This is a genomic window from Mesotoga sp. Brook.08.105.5.1 (assembly GCF_002752635.1).
In the GTDB taxonomy this organism is placed as follows: Bacteria; Thermotogota; Thermotogae; order Petrotogales; family Kosmotogaceae; genus Mesotoga.
Map to the genome: position 1 here is coordinate 59,031 of NZ_AYTW01000012.1, position 18,433 is coordinate 77,463.

An 18,433-nucleotide genomic window follows, 5' to 3' on the forward strand; every position below is an offset into this window, starting at 1 on the left:
GGCACACCCTGGCAAGAATCCGGCATTTGAAAGTCCATGATAGAGATCATTGGTTCTCGTTTGAGGGATGAACTCTGGAAACATAGACCGTGATGCTGAAACAATTTCGCATGCGGCAATAGCGGGTATAGGGTATTAGGTCTGGGCGGTTCGGTGAACAGAAGCGGTCAACCCCTTGAGCGATTCTTGAGAAACCGCGGTTGGTGGTTGCAGCGGTAGGAAAGAGCAAAGTGAAACAGGCTGACCGTTGAATGGTTCTCCGTTTGCCAAGAAAAGCATCAGTTGGAAGTTCCAAGTTGCAAGTTGTAAGAAAAAGCAAGAGACCGGGGTTGGGGGTAGGAAAGAACGAGAGAACCTGGTTGACCGTTGAACGGTTCTCCGAGGAGAACCCGTTGTTCGTTCCAGAGCGAGTATCTGTTCTTCGTTCTTGGTGAAGATCATAATGCAGGAGCAAGAAGATCATAACCAGGAACCTCAAGCAGAAGCATTTTGGGGCAGGCTCTGCAGGTTGATTGCTTTTTTGAATCCTTCCCTGTGAAGCATGCATTACGACCTGGCGTGATCTTCGCCACCCTTGCGTCCGCCGATGTTCTTTGGCCCATTGCTTCTCGCGATGTTCTTCCCGGAGAACGGCTCTTACAGCGTTAAGCGGTTCTTCCAGCGACCAGCGGTTTTTTTCTTAAGCGTGCAGCTGCTCTTTCGAAGGACAGGTCCTCGCTCCTGGACGGCGAACGGACAACGTCTCTTTCGCTCTTCTTCTGAACCAAGAACAAAGCTCCTAGCTCTGGAACGAAGAACTTGGGCGCAACGCGCCGGAACCGATCTTCCGATACTATCGGAGAACGGCGAACCGCTGACGGTCAACGTGGTTTTTCATCAGCGCTCAGCGTTCAGCGGTTCTTAGCCCGCGAAGCGGAATTGGCCTTTGCTAAGCAAAGACTGGCCAGGCGGAGCCGGACTGGCCACTGAAGGTGACTGGCTCTTTCTTTTGCCTCCTGGCGCGGAAGCGCCAGCACCACTTCCCCGGACGTTTCTCCGGGCATCGCTTCCTGCGCAGCAGCATCACTTCTCGACGAAGTCGGACTCGCCTCCTGCCGAAGGCAGCCTTGCGTCCGCCGATGTTTTCGGCGCATTGCGTACCCGGGGCAGCGCGCAGTAGGCGTCTGCCTCACTTAATCATACAAGACTCTCTCCCTGAACTCTTCAACCAGCTCCGGAGAGTTGTTGGCAACGAGAACATTGGGATCTAGAAGGTCAAGAGGTTCCTTAAGACAGCTTCCAACGAAGCCACCGGCTTCCTTCACCAGCAGGACTCCGCTGGCAACATCCCATGCCTTGAGTTTCTCTTCCCAGAATATATCTGCTCTGCCGGCTGCAACGTAGGCAAAGTCAAGACACGCGCTTCCCGTTATACGAACGCCTCTACATATCTTTATCGCTCGATTAATTCTCCTCGTAATTCTCTCAAAAGACGTCTCGGATGAGTACTGAAGGCCAACATGACTTGTAGCTTCTCGAAGCTCTTTTGTTTTGCTAACCCAAATCCGTTTATTGTTTAAGTAGGCACCCTGACCCTCAATTGCATGGAATGTCTCCTTCCGGTTGTGATCATAGGTAACTGCCAATACGACACGATTTTCTGTGTACAGAGCAATCTGTGTCGAATAGTGAGGATTTGACTTCGAGAAGTTTGTCGTGCCGTCCACAGGATCAACTATCCACATTGTTGAGGATCTAACATCTGGTCCCGACTCTTCTCCGAGATACGCAGCATCCGGGAAGAGATTGTGAAGAAACGACTTGAGATTTTCTTCTATCTCGAGATCAACCGAGGTAACAATGTCCTTGTACCCGGACTTTCGTTCAACCGAAAACTCTTCCTTCGAGACCTTCCTCCATAGTTCAGGAAGATAAGCTCTGATTTTCCTGCTGAAGGTATTGAGAAGCAGATTATCCACGCAGCTTCACACCAATCTCTTCAGTCTCTTTTAAAACCAACTCGATTAGAGAGTTTATCTCTTCGTCGGTAAGGGTCTTTTCGAAAGATTCAAAAGCTAGAGTAACTGTTATGCTCCTGTATCCATGTTCAATGCCTTTTCCTTCATACAGGTCGGAAACCCTTACTTCGTTGAAAAAGGTTCCTTCTAGAGTATTGGTTATCAGCTTTTCAAGCTGCCCATAGTCTATAGAGTAAGGAACAAGGAACGAGAGATCTCTGAAGACTCTTGGGAATGGAGAGATTTTCTTTACTCCGGAAAACTCTTTCATCATGCTTTCAATTAAGGTTACGTTGAGTTCTGCAATAAACACTTCACCGCTTTTGATTTCGTAAAGAGAATCGGCTATTGCTGGATCTACAGCACCAAGGAAGCCCGCTCTTGCACCCTCAATCTCTACAGAGACTGCTTTCCCTCTTTCGAGCCAAGGGGCTGATGAAGGCTTGTACGCAGGAGTTAAACCGTAAAGTGAGAAGAACTCGTCGATTATTCCCTTGATAGTGAAGAAGTCGATTACCCTCTTGTCGGAATAATCCTGTGGATTCTCTCTTCCTGTAGCCACAAAACCTAACGCAGTTGTTTCGCACTGCTTCTCAAGTGGATTGAAAACCGAAGCTATCTCGAAAAGCTTGATATCTCTGTTCTGTCTTCTGAAATTGTAGGATGCCGCAGCTAAGAGATTATAGACTAGCGATGGCCTCAAGACAGCCATATCCATCGACAGCGGGTTCCTCAAAGCGATGCAATCGACTCCTTTGTTTACTTTTGCAATCTCTTCGGGATTTACGAAACTGTATGTGACAACCTCGTCGAAACCATTTGCGACCATCAGATCCTTAAGTCTCTTCTGCCTCTTCAAAGACTCCGGTACGCCAGCCGAGATGGGGAAAATCCTGGGCAGTTCGTTTACTATCCTGTCGTAGCCGTAGATTCTGCCGATCTCTTCAACAAGATCAATTTCCAGTTTTGTGTCGTATGCTCGAAAAGCAGGTGGTTTTACCTTCCAGCCATCATCTGTGCGCTCGACTGAAAACTCCAGGCTTTCAAGTATTCTGCCGATCTTCTCTGGCGGAACTGCTCCTCCAAGTCTCTCACTTACGTACGACTCTCTTAGCTTTATATGCTGAAGCTCGGGCACCCTTCCGGCATCGACGATGTTCGAACCTACGTTTGCGCTACAGAGCTGCTTCATTAGATCGGCCAGTCGTCTTATCACGTAAATCGAATCTTCGTAGTCTATACCTCTCTCAAATCTGTACGAACTGTCTGTAGAGATCCCAAGCTTCCTTGCAGTCTTTCGGATTCTCACGGGATCAAACACGGCAACCTCTAGCAGAACTCTTTTCGTAGTTGAATAGACTCCCGATTCCTCACCACCCATAACTCCCGCAAGGGCTAGAGGGGTTTCGCCATTTGTGATCAGCATATCATTGTTATCAAGCTCCACGGTTTTTCCGTCGAGGAGTTCCAGCTTTTCTCCGTTTCTTGCCTTGCGAACAACTATTTCGGTTGATCCAATCTTCTCCACGTCGAATGCGTGAACAGGATGACCGGTCTCAAGCATCACGTAATTCGTTATATCCACTACGTTGTTTATCGGCCTGAGACCTGCCGCAACCAGTCTCTTCTTCATCCAGAGAGGAGACTCGCCGATTTTCACATGGTCCACCAGAAGGGCCGTGTATCTGATACAGCCATTGTCGTTCAGCTTCACCTTCAGAAAAGGATCATCTCCGGTCTGAATCGACTCATCCACTTCAGGTCTCGTGATCTTCTTTTCAAAGATCGCACCTAGTTCTCTCGCCAATCCAACGACAGAGAGACAGTCTCCCCGGTTGGCCGTCAATTCCACTTCGACCACCGGCGAGTCGAGCCCAAGCAGTTCAACCACGGAATCCCCCGGTCGACCTTCTTCAAGTCTCAATATAGTAAGTGATTTGTCCTCCAGACCTAACTCCTCAAGAGAAAGAAACATTCCTTCCGATTCAACTCCAAGGAACTCCTTTTTCTCGATCTTCATTCCTGAAAGAGAGGAGCCTTCAGGCAACACGGCGACTGTTTCGCCTTTCTTGACAGTCAAGTCTGCTGTAACCACAGTTATCTTACGAGCACCGATGTCAATCTCGGTTATTTGAAGCCTTTCACTCTCAGGGTGAATACCTGTTGAAACAATCCTTCCCACCAATGCTCCCTCGACATAACTCCAGGGATACTCAACACCTGCAACTTCAGTACCGCTCAGCGATAAGCTATTGCCGAGTTCCTCAGGGGATTTGTCGCTTATATCAATGAAGTCACCAAGCCATTCGAGATACAGTCTCATATTACAGCCCTCCTGTAACCCCTAAGGAAGCGTCTATCGTTCCGAAGAAGGTCCCTGATGTCTTCAAGATCGTACTTCAGCATCGCAATTCTCTCAAGACCCGTTCCGGCAGCAAAACCACTCCAGACTTCAGGATCGTATCCTACGCTCTTAAATACGTTCGGATGTACCATGCCTGCTCCAAGGATCTCTAGCCATCCACTGCCTCCACAACTTCTGCAGCCTTCTCCGTTGCAGATCCCGCAACTCACATCGACTTCAAAGCTCGGCTCCGTAAACGGGAAGAAGCTGGGACGTAATCTGATCTTCCTGTTATCGCCAAAGAGCCTCTTGACAAAATGGTCTAGCGAGCCCTTCAAATGGCTGACCGATACTCCCTTATCCACGAACAGGATCTCAAACTGATGGAACATAGGAAGATGAGTAGCGTCGGGAGTGTCCTTTCTATAGCAGGTCCCAGGCGCGAATATCGCGAGAGGCGGGTTTCTTGACTCCATTGTCCTTATCTGAACGGGAGAAGTATGCGTTCTGAGGAGTCTGCCGTCTTCAAGATAGAAAGTATCCTGCATGTCTCTTGCGGGGTGCCACTCAGGAGTGTTCAAAGCCTCGAAGTTGTAGTAGGTTGTCTCAATCTCCGGACCCGTCGTTACCTCGAAACCCATGCTTACCCAGATACTCTGGACCTCTTCCATTGTCTGGCTGATCAAGTGTAGAGAACCTATATCCCTCTTCTTGCCCGGAATTGTGTAATCGAGCCTCTCGGATTTCTCTCGTTCTATCCTGGCCGTTTCTTCAAGTTCGTTTCTGCGAGTACTCAGAGCCTCTTCAATCGCATTCTTATACTCGTTGACCGTCTTTCCAAACTCTCTTCTCTTCTCAGGAGGAATCTCTTTCAACTTCTTCATAAGCGAGGTTATCAAACCCTGCTTCCCGACGAGCCTGGATTTCTCTTCCTGAAGTGAGTTTAAATCAGATATTTTCATCACTCTAGTGAGGACTTCTTCCAGATTAATGTCTAGTCCTTTCATTATTGCACCCCCAAGAAGCGTTTGAAGTTATCGTTATCTTGTCTTGCAGTCTGAACAAGAGCCCTTGTAGATGACCTCGAGCGACTTCACCTCGAAATCGTTCAGTTCAGGAGGAAGTCTTCTCATGCAAGCTTCAAAGTATTTGATTGGGATGTCGAAGACTCTACCGCAGGTATTGCATATGAAGTGACTATGAGGCTTGAGATTAGGATCGTATCGCCTGGAAGTCTTAGTTACAGCAATAGCCCTAATAATTCCTTCCTTTTCAAGAACTTCCATTACGTTATAGACTGTAGCCATTGAGATATTTGGATAAAGTTCTAAAGCAGATCTAAAAACTTCCTCAGCTCCCGGATGACCTTCATGATCTCTGAGAATCCGGATTATCGCAACTCTCTGAGGAGTAATCCTGTAGCCCCTGCTCTTGAGAAGAGCTATCGTCTCCTTGATGTCCATAATTCCATAGCCTCCAAAAAAGGTTTGATTGATTATACAACAAAATTCATTCAATTTAGAAAAAGATTTATGAAAACCTCAATAAGACTTGCTTCTAGAAGGCAGCTTCAATCAATAGAGGTCTTCAAGAAGAGCCTTCAGGGTTTTAGTATCCGCCATCCCAAGAAGACTAACCGCTGAAGAGGCCGAAAGTTTCTCAATTGCATAGCTGAATCCGTTTGCTTCCGCCATCTGAGCAGAGAACTTCTGAAGGTAATCAGGCTCAGAATTGAAAGAGAAGTACAGGACCATTCGTCCGAATTCCGGAGAGTACATGAGAAGTGTGTACAGATAGGTCTTACCATCAGTTGCGAAATCCATTGAAGACCATGCGAAATGCCTTTCGAGCATAGCTTCAGAAAAATAGACCGGCGGACGAACAATAATCATGCCGTCGGTAGCATTTGAAAGCTTGGTCAGAGCTTCATGAGACATCTCTGAGTAGTTTCTATAACTTGCACTAATCGAATGAAATGGATAAGACTTGACGAGCTTAAGAAGTCTATAGTTATCGTCATAAGTAACATCAAATGAGAGATCACCCGAGGAAATCGTAATCTTTCTGCCGCTTGGCAAATCAAGAAAGAGATTGATCGTATAAGATTTGCTATTCACTAGATCCACGAAATTGTCTTCGAAATCCTTTATCTTTGTTATCGGCTCAAAGGCAACGCTTCGCGTTCGGAAAATGGCATAATGGCCCGAGCTATTCCTAACCCAACCAAACTCACCCTTCGTTGTCGAGTAAGAAGTGACCAGCTTGTACGGACCAGATTTTATTACTCGCTCGTTCTTCGCAGTAGTAACTATTCCGCTCTCTTGTACGTATCTGTCTACTTCATACGAAGAGTTCTTGAGTGCATTAACAAGCGTCGTTAACTCTTCAACAGCATCCTTTCCAACCGCCAGCCCGACAGTAAGCAATAGGACAACGAGTACGGACAGCTTTTTCACGGCGATTTCACTCCTTTTGTGTCTTAGAGCGCGTATAGATCAATAAGTTGTGTTGATTCCGGAGATCTCAAAGTCATTGTTCACAGACGATTCATTCAGGAAGCCCAGAGAACGCTCCATCTCTTTCTCCATGACCACAATATCATTCATCTGTGAATCAGCATGCGAGAAAACAGTCAAATTAACCCTGAGTCTCTCGTTCAGAGTCGAACTGTAACCAAGAACGTTTGCAAGTTGATAGAGATCGCCCTTTTTCTTGATTAGAATCGTATTGCCAGTGAAGAATGATACTGAAAACAGACCAAGAACTAGACATGCGGCCACAGTTCCGAGCATCTTGTAGGGTCTGCTCTTTAGCTTCTTGATCTTGCCAACAGTCCTCTTCTTAAGCTCATCAGAAGGTCTGTAAGAGCAGCTTTCCTTAAGAGCTCCAATCACCTTCACATAACTCCTAATTTCCTTCTTCTCATCAACCCTCATTTCCTCTAAAGGGATCTCGCGATCCAAAATGCGGACAAATCTCAGTTCATCCAATGTAACCTACCTCCTCGAGCATCTCCTTGAGTCGCTTTCTTGCATAGTGTAACCTGCTTTTCACCGTTCCGACCGGCTTTTCAAGTATATCGGCGATCTCCTCGTACGACAGGTCATCTATGTCTCTCAACTTAATCAGCAAACGATCATCTTCGGAAAGCTTGCCAACCACTAACATGAGTTCTTCAAAAGAAATCTCATCCATAACTTCCCCAAAAACGTTCGTAGTTGCCGGCGGCTCAAATGTTACTTTGTCTTCGCTCTCTACGAAATCAGTCAAGAACTCGTTGTTCCGTTTTCTCTTGGCCAATGTGTCTTTGCAAACATTCACCGCAATCCTGTATAACCAAGTCGATAGTTTGGCGTCTCCACGGAACTTCTTGACGTTCTTGAAGACTTTTATAAAGACTTCCTGGATAACATCTTCTACATCATCATATCCAAGATACGATTTGATAACACTACCCAATCTCGGGGCGTAGTCATCATACAAGACTTCGTATGCCCAAACTTTCTTCTTCTTCAGTCCGTCTAGTAGCTTCTTTTCGTCCAACCATACCACCCTAATCTGTTCTATATGACGATGGAGAAGCGAACAGGGTTCAACTTCGCAAGTTAATTATACTAATTAATCGAGATTAATCATATCAATCCATTATAGACTGCAAATTCTTTTTACATGCGAATCATAAAATGAAAATGGCGAAACGCAGGAGCTCGACCTGTGTAAGAGAAGCAAATCAATGCAGGTCGAAAAAAACAAGCAAATCCGATAAAATTAAAGACGTTGGAACGAAACAGACTTTCATGGAGGTGAAGTATTGAAAAACGAAGAAGTCAAGAAGCTCGGTGAAAAGCTTACTTTGAAGAAGAAGAACGCCTGGTTTACGCTCGACAGAGATGCGGTCTTTGCCTATTCAAAAGATTATATGAACTTCATTGGCAAATCTGTAACAGAACGTCTGGCTGTCAGACATCTTGTGGACCTTCTCCAGAAAAATGGTTTCAAACCCCTCTCTTCATTCGAGGAAAGCGGCGTTAAAAAGGGTGACCGCGTATTCATAACCAAAGGCGGCAAGGCGCTAATAGCAGCAGTCATCGGTGAAGACCTCAAGGACGGTATCGACATGATTGCAGCTCACCTCGATGCCCCCAGATTGGATCTCAAGCCGAGTCCTCTTGTAGAAGATTCGGAGCTTGCAATGCTCAAGACACATTACTACGGAGGAGTCAAGAAGTATCAGTGGCTAAACATACCTTTGGCCTTCGTAGGTACGGTAGTCAAGAGCAATGGAGAATCTGTTGATGTCTCTATTGGAATGAGCAGCGATGATCCTGTATTCGTGATTTCCGATCTTCTCCCTCATTTGGACAACAGGGAAGGCGATTTCAGAAAGGTCTTTCAAGGAAAGGATCTCAATGCCATGTCCGGATCTATTCCTATAACGGACGTCAAAGACTTTGAGAATCCAGTGAAGCTGATGTTCCTTAATCTGTTGTATGAAAAGTACGGACTTGTTGAAGAAGACTTCTTTTCTGCCGACATCCAGCTTGTGCCGGCTATCGAACCGAGGGAAGTTGGACTTGATCGATCTATGATCGGTGCTTACGCGCATGATGATAGGGTCTGTTCATACACTGCTATAACAGCGCTCAAGGATATGTCTTCAATAGAGAACCCAAAGAGGACTGCAATGGTCCTTCTCTTCGACAGGGAGGAGATAGGAAGTGAAGGCGTTACAGGAGCAAAGGGGCGGTTTTGGGTCGCCTTTATCGAGAAGCTTCTCAATCTTTCTGGAGAGAAGGGGCTTTACGAGATCGACTTCCTTCTCGAGAAATCCAGAATGATATCGGGAGATGTTGCCGCCGGATTTGACCCGACCTTCAAGGATGCTCACGATCAAACAAATGCAGCAAGATTCGGATATGGAATTGCAATATTGAAATACACGGGCTCCAGAGGAAAGTCACGAACCAGCGAAGCCAGCGCGGAGTTCATGGGCTATGTGCGAAACCTTCTGAACGAGAAGGGAGTGCACTGGCAGAGTACGATCTTAGGAGAAGTCGATAGGGGCGGCGGAGGGACAGTTGCGAAATTCTTCGCCGAAAGGGGAGTCACAGTAGTGGATGCAGGAACGGCCGTTTTTGGTATGCATTCCCCGTTCGAGCTTCTCTCCAAAGCAGACCTTTACGAAACCTACAGAGCATACAAAGCCTTCCTGGAGGGAGGCGATGTCTAGGTCTGACTGCTCACCTGCGGCAGTGTCGGAATGGATAGTAGAAAACTTTCCTAGAGGTCGCGACTATGAAGAACCTTTCAAGGTTTTGGTGAGCACAATATTGAGTCAGCGCACAAGAGATGAGAATACCGAGGAAGCCTCACGCAGGCTTTTCTCGGTTTATCCCGATCCGGAATCGCTTATGAAAGCTCTCCCGGAAGACCTGTACGAGCTGATAAAAGCATCCGGGATGTACAGGCAGAAGGCTTCCAGAATAATCAACTGCGCAAGAATAGTCGTAGAAAACTTTGGAGGGGTTGTCCCCGATACCCTTGAAGAGCTTGTTACAATTCCCGGAGTTGGCAGAAAGACGGCTAACATCGTTCTAAACGTTTCATTCGGAAGGGAAGCCCTGGCAGTCGACACCCATGTTCACAGAATCGCAAATAGACTGGGATGGGTGAAGACGAAGAGGCCCGACGACACCGAATTTGCTCTGATGAAGATCTTGCCGCCCAAGATATGGGGGCCGGTGAACGGGTCAATGGTTGAGTTCGGCAGGGAGATCTGCAGACCTGTAGGCCCAAAGTGCGACATTTGTGGAATCAGGGAGTGCTGCGACTACTTCTCTCAGGTCTTTGTGCAAACCACCGGGAGATAGCGACAACGGAGATAATTATAATTCCCAAGGCCGAACTTAAGAACCTTGCCTCCAGTAGATAGCGGCTTCCGTTTAGTCTGTAGATGGCAACGGCAAAGGTAGGGAAGTCTTTGCTCCCGAGTATTAGCGATCCGCCAAATTCGCCCATAGAAATGGCGAAGACTACCGTTGCAGCGTAAATAATCGTGCTTCTAAAGAAAGGGATTATCATATACCATACGCGTGCAAGTTTCGAAGCACCGTCGAGTTGCGCCGCCTCAAGGAAGGCAAGCTCAGCACCGATCACCTGACCACTTATGTAGTTCAAAGCAACGGGTAACGAAATCACAATGTAAAGCAGCACCAGCAGCAGTGGAACAGGGAAACTCCCAAATGCTGTGAGATAGGAAACAGCTAGAATCGAAGGTGTTACGGACAGAGCTATCAAAGACACTATTCTCAGATATCTCGATCCTCGAGAGGTGTGCCTTGCTTGCCACGAAAGAAAAAAGGCGATTGTTACCGTCACAACGGCTGCAAGAAATGAAAGCGTTATTGAATTGACCAATGTGTTGACCAATCCCGTGCCGAGAAGCACGATCTTTTCTGTAAACAGCTTCGTTATCCTCTCGAAGATGAATTCCTTTCTGGTCCAGTCGTAGAATGAACTGAAGAGGGCACCAAGAATCGGTATCCACTCGAAGAGAACAAATATCCATGAGTAGATGCCCGTTAATCTGTTCTTTTCCAGATACTGCTCACCATGTTCAAAGGGCGAACTCTTCTCGCTCAGCGAAATGAGTAATCCGAAAACCATAATAAATGCGAACTGAACTGCGGCAAGAACGACTGCATTCTGCGGTGCAGCCAAAAGCCTGAAATTCATATAGATTGAAACTTCCAGGGTAGCGAATTGCGCCCCGCCCAATACAAGAACAACGGCAAAAGAGGTGAAACAGTAAGTGAAGATCAGAAGCGCGGAATTGATAATTGCCGGTGTAACAAGAGGTAGTTCTACTCGCAGAAGTCTTCGTATCCTCCCCGATCCGTCTATCTTAGAACTTTCCAGCACATCTGTGGGCAAACTTCTGAGCGCATTCCCAAGAACTAGTATAACTATTGGTGCGTTATAGAAGACGTGTCCAAGTAAGACTGCCCCAAGAGAATAAAGAATCTGTACCCTCTCCAGACCGGCAAAAGACATCAGATTGTTGAAGAGTCCATTTCTGCCGTAAACTGCCAGGAAGCCTATTGCCATCGATATGCTGGGAAAGAAGAACGGTATATAGGTTGTTATTCCCAATAGACGTGAAAGACGACCGTTGCTTCTCGCATAGTGAACTGCCGCCGGGAAACCGACGATCATTGCCAGAAATGTACTGAGAAGCGCCTGCTTGACCGTGAACCCGGCAATCGACCTGAACGAGGGCGACGAAATCACTGAAAAAATCGTATCTAACTCTAGATTACCAAAGGCAAAGAATAACGGCAGCAAAACAACGGCCGCGATCCCAACTGCAGATATTGTCAGAAATTTACCTTTCGTATATTACCGCTTCCCACTTGGAGATGAGTTCGGAAAGATCCACCTCTGCAGATAGTTTCAGAATCTTCTCCGGTTTGACGGCATAATCGAAGGCCGGGGGCATCTCTACGTCTATTACAGGGAACATCCACTGGTTAAGGGGAATATGACGCTGAAAGTCCTCACTCAGAAGAAAGTCCATGAACATTTCAGCATCGTGCAGATTCTTCGTCCATCTTATGATTCCCGCTCCCTCAATCTGGACGTAACCCCTGCCCTCTGGAATCATTGTCATATAGACCGATTCACCGTAATAATGCATTGAATATGCACCATCCGTGGCATAGGAAACCATTATTGGAGCCTCTCCGGACTCGAATTTCTGGAAAGAGTCGTCCCACCCGAGAGAGACTGTGAGTATCGAGGGCTTGAAAGCCTGCCAGAATTCCTCAAATCGCTCGCCAAAAAGCAGATAAGTCCAGGCAAGGAAAGATAGACCGGTACTCGAGGTTCTGGGATCTTGAATAATCACGCTCCTTCGATACTCCGGCCCGGTTAGATCCCAAAGCGTTTCGATGGAATCTTTTATCTGGCTAGTGTCACATATTAGCGCGATCCCTCCGAAATCATATGGGGTTAGTCTCCACTGACTATCGAGTAGAAGATCATTATCAAAGATCTTCTCATAGCCTTGGGGTCTGTAAGAAAGAAAGATACCTTCTTCGAAAGCACGTCTCAAAAGAAGGTTATCGATTCCAATCACGACATCTCCATCGAAATTCTCGCGCTCGGAAATAATCAAGCTCAGCAGAGAACCCGAATCTCCAACAGCGCGAAACTCAACTGCAATTCCCGTTTTTTCTGTAAACTTCGAAAAAGTCTCTTGCGCGAGCGGTTGAAGGGAATCGTATGAATATACCTTTAGCGGCAACACTGTCGAAAATGGAATGAAGAGGATCAATGATAAGACCAGAAATGCTCTTCTCATAAAAAACACCTCCTGCAAGAAATTACCGGAGGCGCTAGCCATGGCCTTCCCTACGCCGGTGCTAACCGGATCAGGTTCTTGGGGTCTGCTTTCAGCACTCTCAGCCTTCTGGGCTCCCCCGGCACTCAATTATAACACTACGCTTTTGGTGATACAATTGACCAGGAGGTGGTCGCTTGAAGGCTGCAATCCTTCTTACCGGGGACGAAATCACCAGAGGCGTGGTCAAAGACAGTAATGGAGGTTATCTCGCAGAGAGTCTTACGGCACTGGGATTTGAAGTCCAGTCAATCGTTGTAGTTCCGGACAGCAGGGAATACATAAGCCACGAGATAAGAACGGCTCTTAGTAGAGCTGATCTCCTCCTAATAACAGGAGGACTTGGAACCACATTCGATGACATTACTCTTCAGACTGTTGCCGACTATCTCGGCAGGGAGCTGAGCTTCGATAGCGAGTATTATTCTGCATTAGAAGAAAGCTTCCTTAAGCGGTTTTCCAGAGAAGCCCCTGCGGGACTGAAGAGGCAAGCTCTCGTTATGCAGGACTCGGTTCAGCTTCCGAACATCTCTGGTAGCGCCAGGGGATCATTTGTGAGAACAGAGAACAAGGAGATCGTTATTCTTCCCGGACCTCCGATGGAAATGGAAGCGGTCTTCATGGAAGCCCTCAAACACATTACTCTGCCGCCCAAGATGTTTTCTAGAACGATCGGATTCTTGGATCTTACTGAACCAGAAGTAGAAGACTTCACTGAGGAGATGCTTTCCAGGTTCTCTGGAGTAAAGTTCGTAACAAGAGTACGTTATTTCTCTGGTCCAACAGTGATCCTGTCCGCGAGTGACGAGTCTGTTCTCGAAGAGGTTTGCCGCCTCTTCTCCGAGCGGTGGAAAAGGTACATCTACACAACAAGCGGCGAGGAACTGGTTGAAGTGGTTGTCAAAGGGCTTCGGGAAAAGAACCTGACAATTTCCGTAGCGGAATCCTGTTCAGGAGGACGCCTTTCTGCACTTCTCACTTCGGTTCCCGGAGTCTCAGATGTCTTTTCTGGAGGCATCGTATCTTATTCGAACGAATCGAAGATGTCACTCCTGAAAGTCAGTGAGAACTCTTTGAGTCAACACGGTGCCGTCTCTGAAGAGGTGGCCTTCGAAATGGCCGCGGGGACAAGTCGTCTCTTCGGAACTGATGTGGGCCTTTCCGTCACTGGAATAGCAGGTCCTTCGGGAGGGTCAGATCTTAAACCCGTGGGCCTTGTCTGCTCTGCAGTGAGGATTGTAGATTCAATAGAGACCTACACCGATAGATTCAAGGGAGCCAGAGAGACAATCCAGCTAAGAGCTGCAAGCACTGTTTTGAAAAGGCTTTGGAGGTTGTTTTGGAACGAGTATTATATAGAGTAAACGACCCGATTTCCTGGGTCGAGAAGAAAATCGAAAAGTGCTCTGCAACTGTAGTCATTTTTCCCAGCGAGAGAATGCTGGAATCCTTCATCGACATACATTCGAAGCATGAGGGTGATGGATTCTTCTTCTCTCATGATGTCTTCCCATTTGAAGACGTCGGGACTTCTCCCAGGATAAGGTCTGAACGACTCGCGTTGCTCAGAAAGCTGCTTCTCGGAGAGCTCAGAACCGTGTATACGTCTTTCCATGGTCTTCTGAGAAAGACAGTGCCAATCGAAGTCTTCGAAGGCCTTTCGTTGAAGGTTGAAGTTGGAGGTCCGCTCACTCTCCACGAGGACCACCTGCAGAGTCTGGGATATTCCAGGGCGTTTTCCGTCACAATTCCCGGGGAGTTTGCCGTTAGAGGAGGAATTGTCGACATCTTCATTCCTGGGACTGAAAGACCGATTAGAATAGACACTTTCGACAGAGAGATAGAATCGATCAGAAGTTTCGATCCGGCAACTCAGAAGAGTCTTCAAAGGCTGAATGAAGCTTATGTAACTCCTGCTGCCGAGGGCATCACCGCCTCACCGCACAGGGAACTCGCTCTGAAAAGAATTTCCAGCGCAGAAAAGGCAATCGGTGGCTCGGATGAGATTCTTCGGGACCGCCTGGACACGATGGATACTATTGCAGGAATCTTCTACGAGCGGCAATCGATTCTTCTTGACTTTCTTGAAAACTACAACGTAGTCTTTGTCAATCCAGACGATGCGTTAGCTGAATTTGGGCGAAGAGAACGCGAGACTCTTGAACTCCTTTCGGACAAAGCTGTTAGAAAGTTCCTCTACATCAGATTCGGTGGAGTGTCCTCAGAAGTGCTACTGAAGTTGAAGGATTATTCCATCGTATCTGACGGAGAAGTCTCCTCTCTTGATTATGACTCGGAGCTCTGCGAGAAGCTTGAGATAATCAAGAGACCAAGGAGAGAAGAAGAGTTTTTGCCGAGAATACCGGTGGTTGACTGGACGGAGCTGGAAGAGGGAGATTTTGTTGTCCACAAGGAGTACGGCATTGGTCGTTATCTTGGAGTAAGAACAGTGGAGAACATTCTAGGAACCAGAGAGTATCTTCTCCTGGAGTACAGAGATGGAAATAAGATCTACGTTCCGGTCGACAGGGTCGATCGTGTTCACAAATACATAGGAAACACCGAAGGAATTCAGTTGAACTCCTTGAGAGGTACTGCCTGGAACAGACAGAAATCGAAAGTGAAGAGAGAAGTGAAGGCTTTGATTGAAGAACTGTCAAACCTTTACGGCTCAAGAGAGGCCTCGTCAGGAATTCCTTTGATAGGCGAAAGCGAGATGGAGAAGAGCTTCAAAGAAAGCTTCCCGTATCTCGAGACAGAAGATCAGCAGAAGGCAGTCGAAGAAGTACTTGACGACCTGAGTACCAACAAGCCGATGGATCGTCTAATAAGTGGCGATGCCGGATACGGAAAAACCGAAGTGGCTCTGCGTGCTACCTTCAGAGCAGTTGTCTCCGGGAAACAGGTCGCTGTGATGGTCCCTACGACGGTTCTGGCCAGACAGCACTTCGATAACTTCGAAAGCAGGCTTAGCCCTTTTGGAATTAGAGTAGAGATTCTAGATAGATACAGGACCGACGCCCAGAGAAGCAGGCTCTTGAAAAGGCTTAAGAATGGACAGGTCGATGTCGTTGTAGGCACTCACTCTTTGCTCTCAAAGGAAATCGTATTCGCCGATCTTGGCCTGGTAGTAGTCGACGAAGAACAGCTCTTCGGCGTCCTCCAGAAAGAGCACTTCAAGAAGCTTCGGTTGCAGATACATGTTTTGTCGATGAGCGCCACGCCAATACCGAGAACTCTTTACATGTCTCTTTCGGGTCTCAGAGACCTCTCGGTAATATCTACTCCGCCCGCAGGAAGAACTTCGCCAGAGATATATGTAGGAGCGATAAATGAAAGGCTTATCAGAACGGCAGTACTGAGGGAGACCAACAGAGGCGGTCAAACGATCTTTGTTCACAATAGAGTCGCCGAACTGCCGGAGATTCTCGTGAAGCTGAGAGATCTTCTGCCGGAAGTCAAGATCGACGTTGCTCACGGTCAAATGAACAAGACGGCCTTTGAGCGTACGATAAGGGAATTCTACGTTGGTGAACTAGACATGCTTCTATGCACAACAATAATCGAAAGCGGTGTTGATGTCCCTAATGCCAATACATTGATTGTGAATGATTCCCAGAGATATGGATTGGCCCAACTTTACCAGTTGAGAGGTAGAGTCGGCAGGAGCAATCGGAGAGCCTTTTCATACTTTCTTTACGATCCAAAGAGACTGTCCGATCCTTCGAGAGAGAGGCTGAAGGCTTTGAAAGAGTTCTCGGGAGCCGGAAGCGGAATGAAGATCGCAATGCGGGATCTCGAGATAAGAGGGTTCGGAACGCTGCTTGGCGCAGAGCAACATGGAAACATCAACTCGGTCGGACTGTACCTCTATCGTGAAATGGTAGATAAGGCTATGAAAGAGCTAAGAGGGGAGTTCGAAATCGGTGTCGAGGAAAGGACTGTAGATACGGAACTGAAGAATATTCCGTTCGATATGGTGATCCCTGAGGAGTATGTCTCCGATTCTATAGAGAGGTTGAAGATCTACAGAAGAATCGCAGCATGTAAAGAAGAGAGCGAAATCGACGAAATAGAAGCGGAACTGATAGATAGATTTGGCCGACTTCCTTCTCAAGTTGTCTCCCTTCTTGAAGCTTCGCGGATAAGACTTGGGGCATTCACTATGGGAATAAAGATCGTTGAGTACGATTCTCACTCGGAAAGCTTAGTTATGACTCACGGCGAAAACCATATCCGCGACTCTCTGGGAGTTAGGAGCCGCAGGTTAATTGTAAACGAAAGGGAAGGGAAATCCATTCTCTATGGAGTGCCCGAAAGACATCTGATGAAGACGCTGAAGACACTCTTCCATGGAGCTGAGAACATTGTTTGAGGATATCATTTGCGCACTTTCAACTCCCAGAGGAGTATCTGCAACGTCTGTTGTAAGATGCTCCGGTCCACGGGTACTAGAGAGAATCCGATACTTGATCTCAGGCCCGAGAAGTCTTCAACCACGAAGGGCATATGTAGCGGAATTTGTCGAAGGCGATCGCTTCATCGATGAGGTCGTCGTTGTTTTCTTTGAAGGCCCGGCTTCCTACACAGGCGAAGATATGCTTGAGATCTCGTTTCATGGAAATCCGATTATTGTGGAGAACGCTTTGGAAGCCCTGTTTCGTGCTGGCTCGAGAATGGCTCTCCCGGGGGAGTTCACAAAGAGGGCGGTTCTGAACGGGAAATTCGATCTTATCAAAGCCGAGGCGATAAACGCCCTTATCACTTCCAAAACAGAGAGAGCTCTGGAAGCAGCTGTGAAAAGCTTTACAGGAGGTCTCAGTGAAGAAGTAGTCTCTTTCAGGGAAAAGATGATTCGTCTTCTCGCCGCCGTTGAAGTTGAACTGAACTATCCTGATGAAGTTGAGACTGATTACTCCTCTCTGCGCGGTGAACTCCTGGATTTGAGGAATGAGATTGCCCATTTCGTGAACAGTTCCGAGAACGGGATAATACTCTCTCGGGGAATCAAAACCGCAATCGTAGGAGAGACAAATGTCGGAAAGTCTACTCTTCTCAACGCTTTGCTGAAACGCGATAGAGCGATAGTCTCAGATCTTCCCGGTACAACGAGGGATACTATTGAAGAAGATCTCAACATAGAAGGTGTTCTGTTTAACGTAGTGGATACCGCAGGAATACGGGAAGCAACAGATGCTGTGGAAGAGTTGGGAATCAGAAGGAGCTTGAAGGCAATCGAGGAAGCCGATTTAGTAATTCTACTGAGAGATCCTCATAACCAGGAAAACCGGGATCTAGAGGAAGATCTTCGAAACGGAAGGAAGCGGCTTATTGTTGCAGCAAACAAATCCGATATTCGAAAGATCGAAAGCGGCTCTTACGATGTAATTATCAGCGCGAAAACCGGTGAAGGAATTAGAGATCTCGAGAAGCTCATGCTGAAGAAAACAGATGACATCACCTCGATTGAAGATTCCGTAATTATTAGCGCGAGGCAGAAACAGAAGCTTTCAGATTCTGTAGACTGCATTGACAAATCGATAGAAGCAATAGATAGTTTGATAACTGTCGACGTTGTGAGCACGATGATTGAGCAGGCCGCAAGAAGTCTCGACGAATTGTTGGGAACAAACGTTACAGAAGATTTGCTGAATAGGATTTTCGGCGATTTCTGTGTTGGGAAGTGATCTT

At 47.1% G+C, this 18,433-nt stretch carries 14 protein-coding genes and 1 riboswitch; of the genes, 5 read left to right on the forward strand and 9 right to left on the reverse strand.

Annotated features, from left to right (window positions below; translation table 11 throughout):
* Nucleotides 1-1,172 precede the first annotated feature (1,172 nt).
* The 7 genes from V512_RS05755 to V512_RS05785 all read right to left on the reverse strand — a co-directional run bounded on the left by V512_RS05755 (nucleotide 1,173) and on the right by V512_RS05785 (nucleotide 7,884).
* Complete coding sequence (locus tag V512_RS05755; protein WP_099829501.1) at nucleotides 1,173-1,958, reverse strand: inositol monophosphatase family protein; 786 nt, start codon at nucleotides 1,956-1,958, stop codon at nucleotides 1,173-1,175.
* Nucleotides 1,951-4,320, reverse strand: coding sequence for a phenylalanine--tRNA ligase subunit beta (gene pheT, locus V512_RS05760; RefSeq protein ID WP_099829502.1), 2,370 nt, complete (start codon nucleotides 4,318-4,320; stop codon nucleotides 1,951-1,953). Before pheT ends, V512_RS05755 begins: the two co-directional genes overlap by 8 nt.
* A complete protein-coding gene (pheS, locus tag V512_RS05765) occupies nucleotides 4,317-5,348 on the reverse strand; it encodes a phenylalanine--tRNA ligase subunit alpha (protein WP_099829503.1) in 1,032 nt (343 codons plus the stop codon). The genes pheT and pheS overlap by 4 nt, the downstream gene beginning before the upstream one ends.
* Nucleotides 5,349-5,381: 33 nt before the next feature.
* The gene (locus V512_RS05770; protein ID WP_099829504.1) at nucleotides 5,382-5,804 is read right to left on the reverse strand and encodes a Fur family transcriptional regulator; all 423 of its coding nucleotides are present in this window, start codon (nucleotides 5,802-5,804) and stop codon (nucleotides 5,382-5,384) included.
* 111 nt (nucleotides 5,805-5,915) lie between these two features.
* Nucleotides 5,916-6,797, reverse strand: coding sequence for a hypothetical protein (locus tag V512_RS05775; protein ID WP_099829505.1), 882 nt, complete (start codon nucleotides 6,795-6,797; stop codon nucleotides 5,916-5,918).
* A 39-nt stretch (nucleotides 6,798-6,836) separates the two neighbouring features.
* The gene (locus V512_RS05780) at nucleotides 6,837-7,331 is read right to left on the reverse strand and encodes a hypothetical protein (protein WP_099829506.1); all 495 of its coding nucleotides are present in this window, start codon (nucleotides 7,329-7,331) and stop codon (nucleotides 6,837-6,839) included.
* Entirely contained in the window at nucleotides 7,324-7,884 is a 561-nt protein-coding gene (locus tag V512_RS05785; RefSeq protein WP_099829507.1) for a sigma-70 family RNA polymerase sigma factor, read from the reverse strand. The genes V512_RS05780 and V512_RS05785 overlap by 8 nt, the downstream gene beginning before the upstream one ends.
* A gap of 268 nt (nucleotides 7,885-8,152) precedes the next feature.
* On the opposite strand from V512_RS05785, the gene V512_RS05790 reads away from it, so the two are divergent.
* A complete protein-coding gene (locus tag V512_RS05790) occupies nucleotides 8,153-9,571 on the forward strand; it encodes an aminopeptidase (RefSeq protein WP_099829508.1) in 1,419 nt (472 codons plus the stop codon).
* Nucleotides 9,564-10,211: an endonuclease III gene (nth, locus tag V512_RS05795; RefSeq protein ID WP_099829509.1), complete on the forward strand. Its 648-nt coding sequence runs from the start codon at nucleotides 9,564-9,566 to the stop codon at nucleotides 10,209-10,211. The genes V512_RS05790 and nth overlap by 8 nt, the downstream gene beginning before the upstream one ends.
* On the opposite strand, the gene V512_RS05800 is transcribed toward nth, so the two are convergent.
* Both V512_RS05800 and V512_RS05805 read right to left on the reverse strand, forming a co-directional pair.
* Nucleotides 10,156-11,685 (reverse strand): iron ABC transporter permease, encoded by a 1,530-nt coding sequence (locus V512_RS05800; RefSeq protein WP_243392273.1) that lies wholly within the window; start codon nucleotides 11,683-11,685, stop codon nucleotides 10,156-10,158. The genes nth and V512_RS05800 overlap by 56 nt on opposite strands.
* A gap of 40 nt (nucleotides 11,686-11,725) precedes the next feature.
* A complete protein-coding gene (locus V512_RS05805) occupies nucleotides 11,726-12,703 on the reverse strand; it encodes a thiamine ABC transporter substrate-binding protein (protein WP_099829510.1) in 978 nt (325 codons plus the stop codon).
* A 29-nt stretch (nucleotides 12,704-12,732) separates the two neighbouring features.
* A riboswitch (TPP riboswitch) is annotated at nucleotides 12,733-12,833 on the reverse strand.
* A gap of 46 nt (nucleotides 12,834-12,879) precedes the next feature.
* On the opposite strand from V512_RS05805, the gene V512_RS05810 reads away from it, so the two are divergent.
* From V512_RS05810 to mnmE, 3 genes are read left to right on the forward strand one after another with little or no spacing between them, the layout of a single operon-like run.
* The gene (locus V512_RS05810) at nucleotides 12,880-14,106 is read left to right on the forward strand and encodes a nicotinamide-nucleotide amidohydrolase family protein (RefSeq protein WP_099829511.1); all 1,227 of its coding nucleotides are present in this window, start codon (nucleotides 12,880-12,882) and stop codon (nucleotides 14,104-14,106) included.
* Complete coding sequence (gene mfd, locus V512_RS05815; protein ID WP_099829512.1) at nucleotides 14,082-17,117, forward strand: transcription-repair coupling factor; 3,036 nt, start codon at nucleotides 14,082-14,084, stop codon at nucleotides 17,115-17,117. The genes V512_RS05810 and mfd overlap by 25 nt, the downstream gene beginning before the upstream one ends.
* On the forward strand, nucleotides 17,110-18,429 hold the full coding sequence (mnmE, locus tag V512_RS05820; RefSeq protein ID WP_099829513.1) for a tRNA uridine-5-carboxymethylaminomethyl(34) synthesis GTPase MnmE: 1,320 nt from the start codon (nucleotides 17,110-17,112) through the stop codon (nucleotides 18,427-18,429). The genes mfd and mnmE overlap by 8 nt, the downstream gene beginning before the upstream one ends.
* Nucleotides 18,430-18,433 lie beyond the last annotated feature (4 nt).

Bases quoted from the DNA above. Each gene is read 5' to 3' on its own strand.
- pheT (WP_099829502.1), bottom strand. From the start codon at position 4,320: ATGAGACTGTATCTCGAATGGCTTGGTGACTTCATTGATATAAGCGAC.
- pheS (WP_099829503.1), bottom strand. From the start codon at position 5,348: ATGAAAGGACTAGACATTAATCTGGAAGAAGTCCTCACTAGAGTGATG.
- V512_RS05770 (WP_099829504.1), bottom strand. From the start codon at position 5,804: ATGGACATCAAGGAGACGATAGCTCTTCTCAAGAGCAGGGGCTACAGG.
- nth (WP_099829509.1), top strand. From the start codon at position 9,564: ATGTCTAGGTCTGACTGCTCACCTGCGGCAGTGTCGGAATGGATAGTA.
- V512_RS05805 (WP_099829510.1), bottom strand. From the start codon at position 12,703: ATGAGAAGAGCATTTCTGGTCTTATCATTGATCCTCTTCATTCCATTT.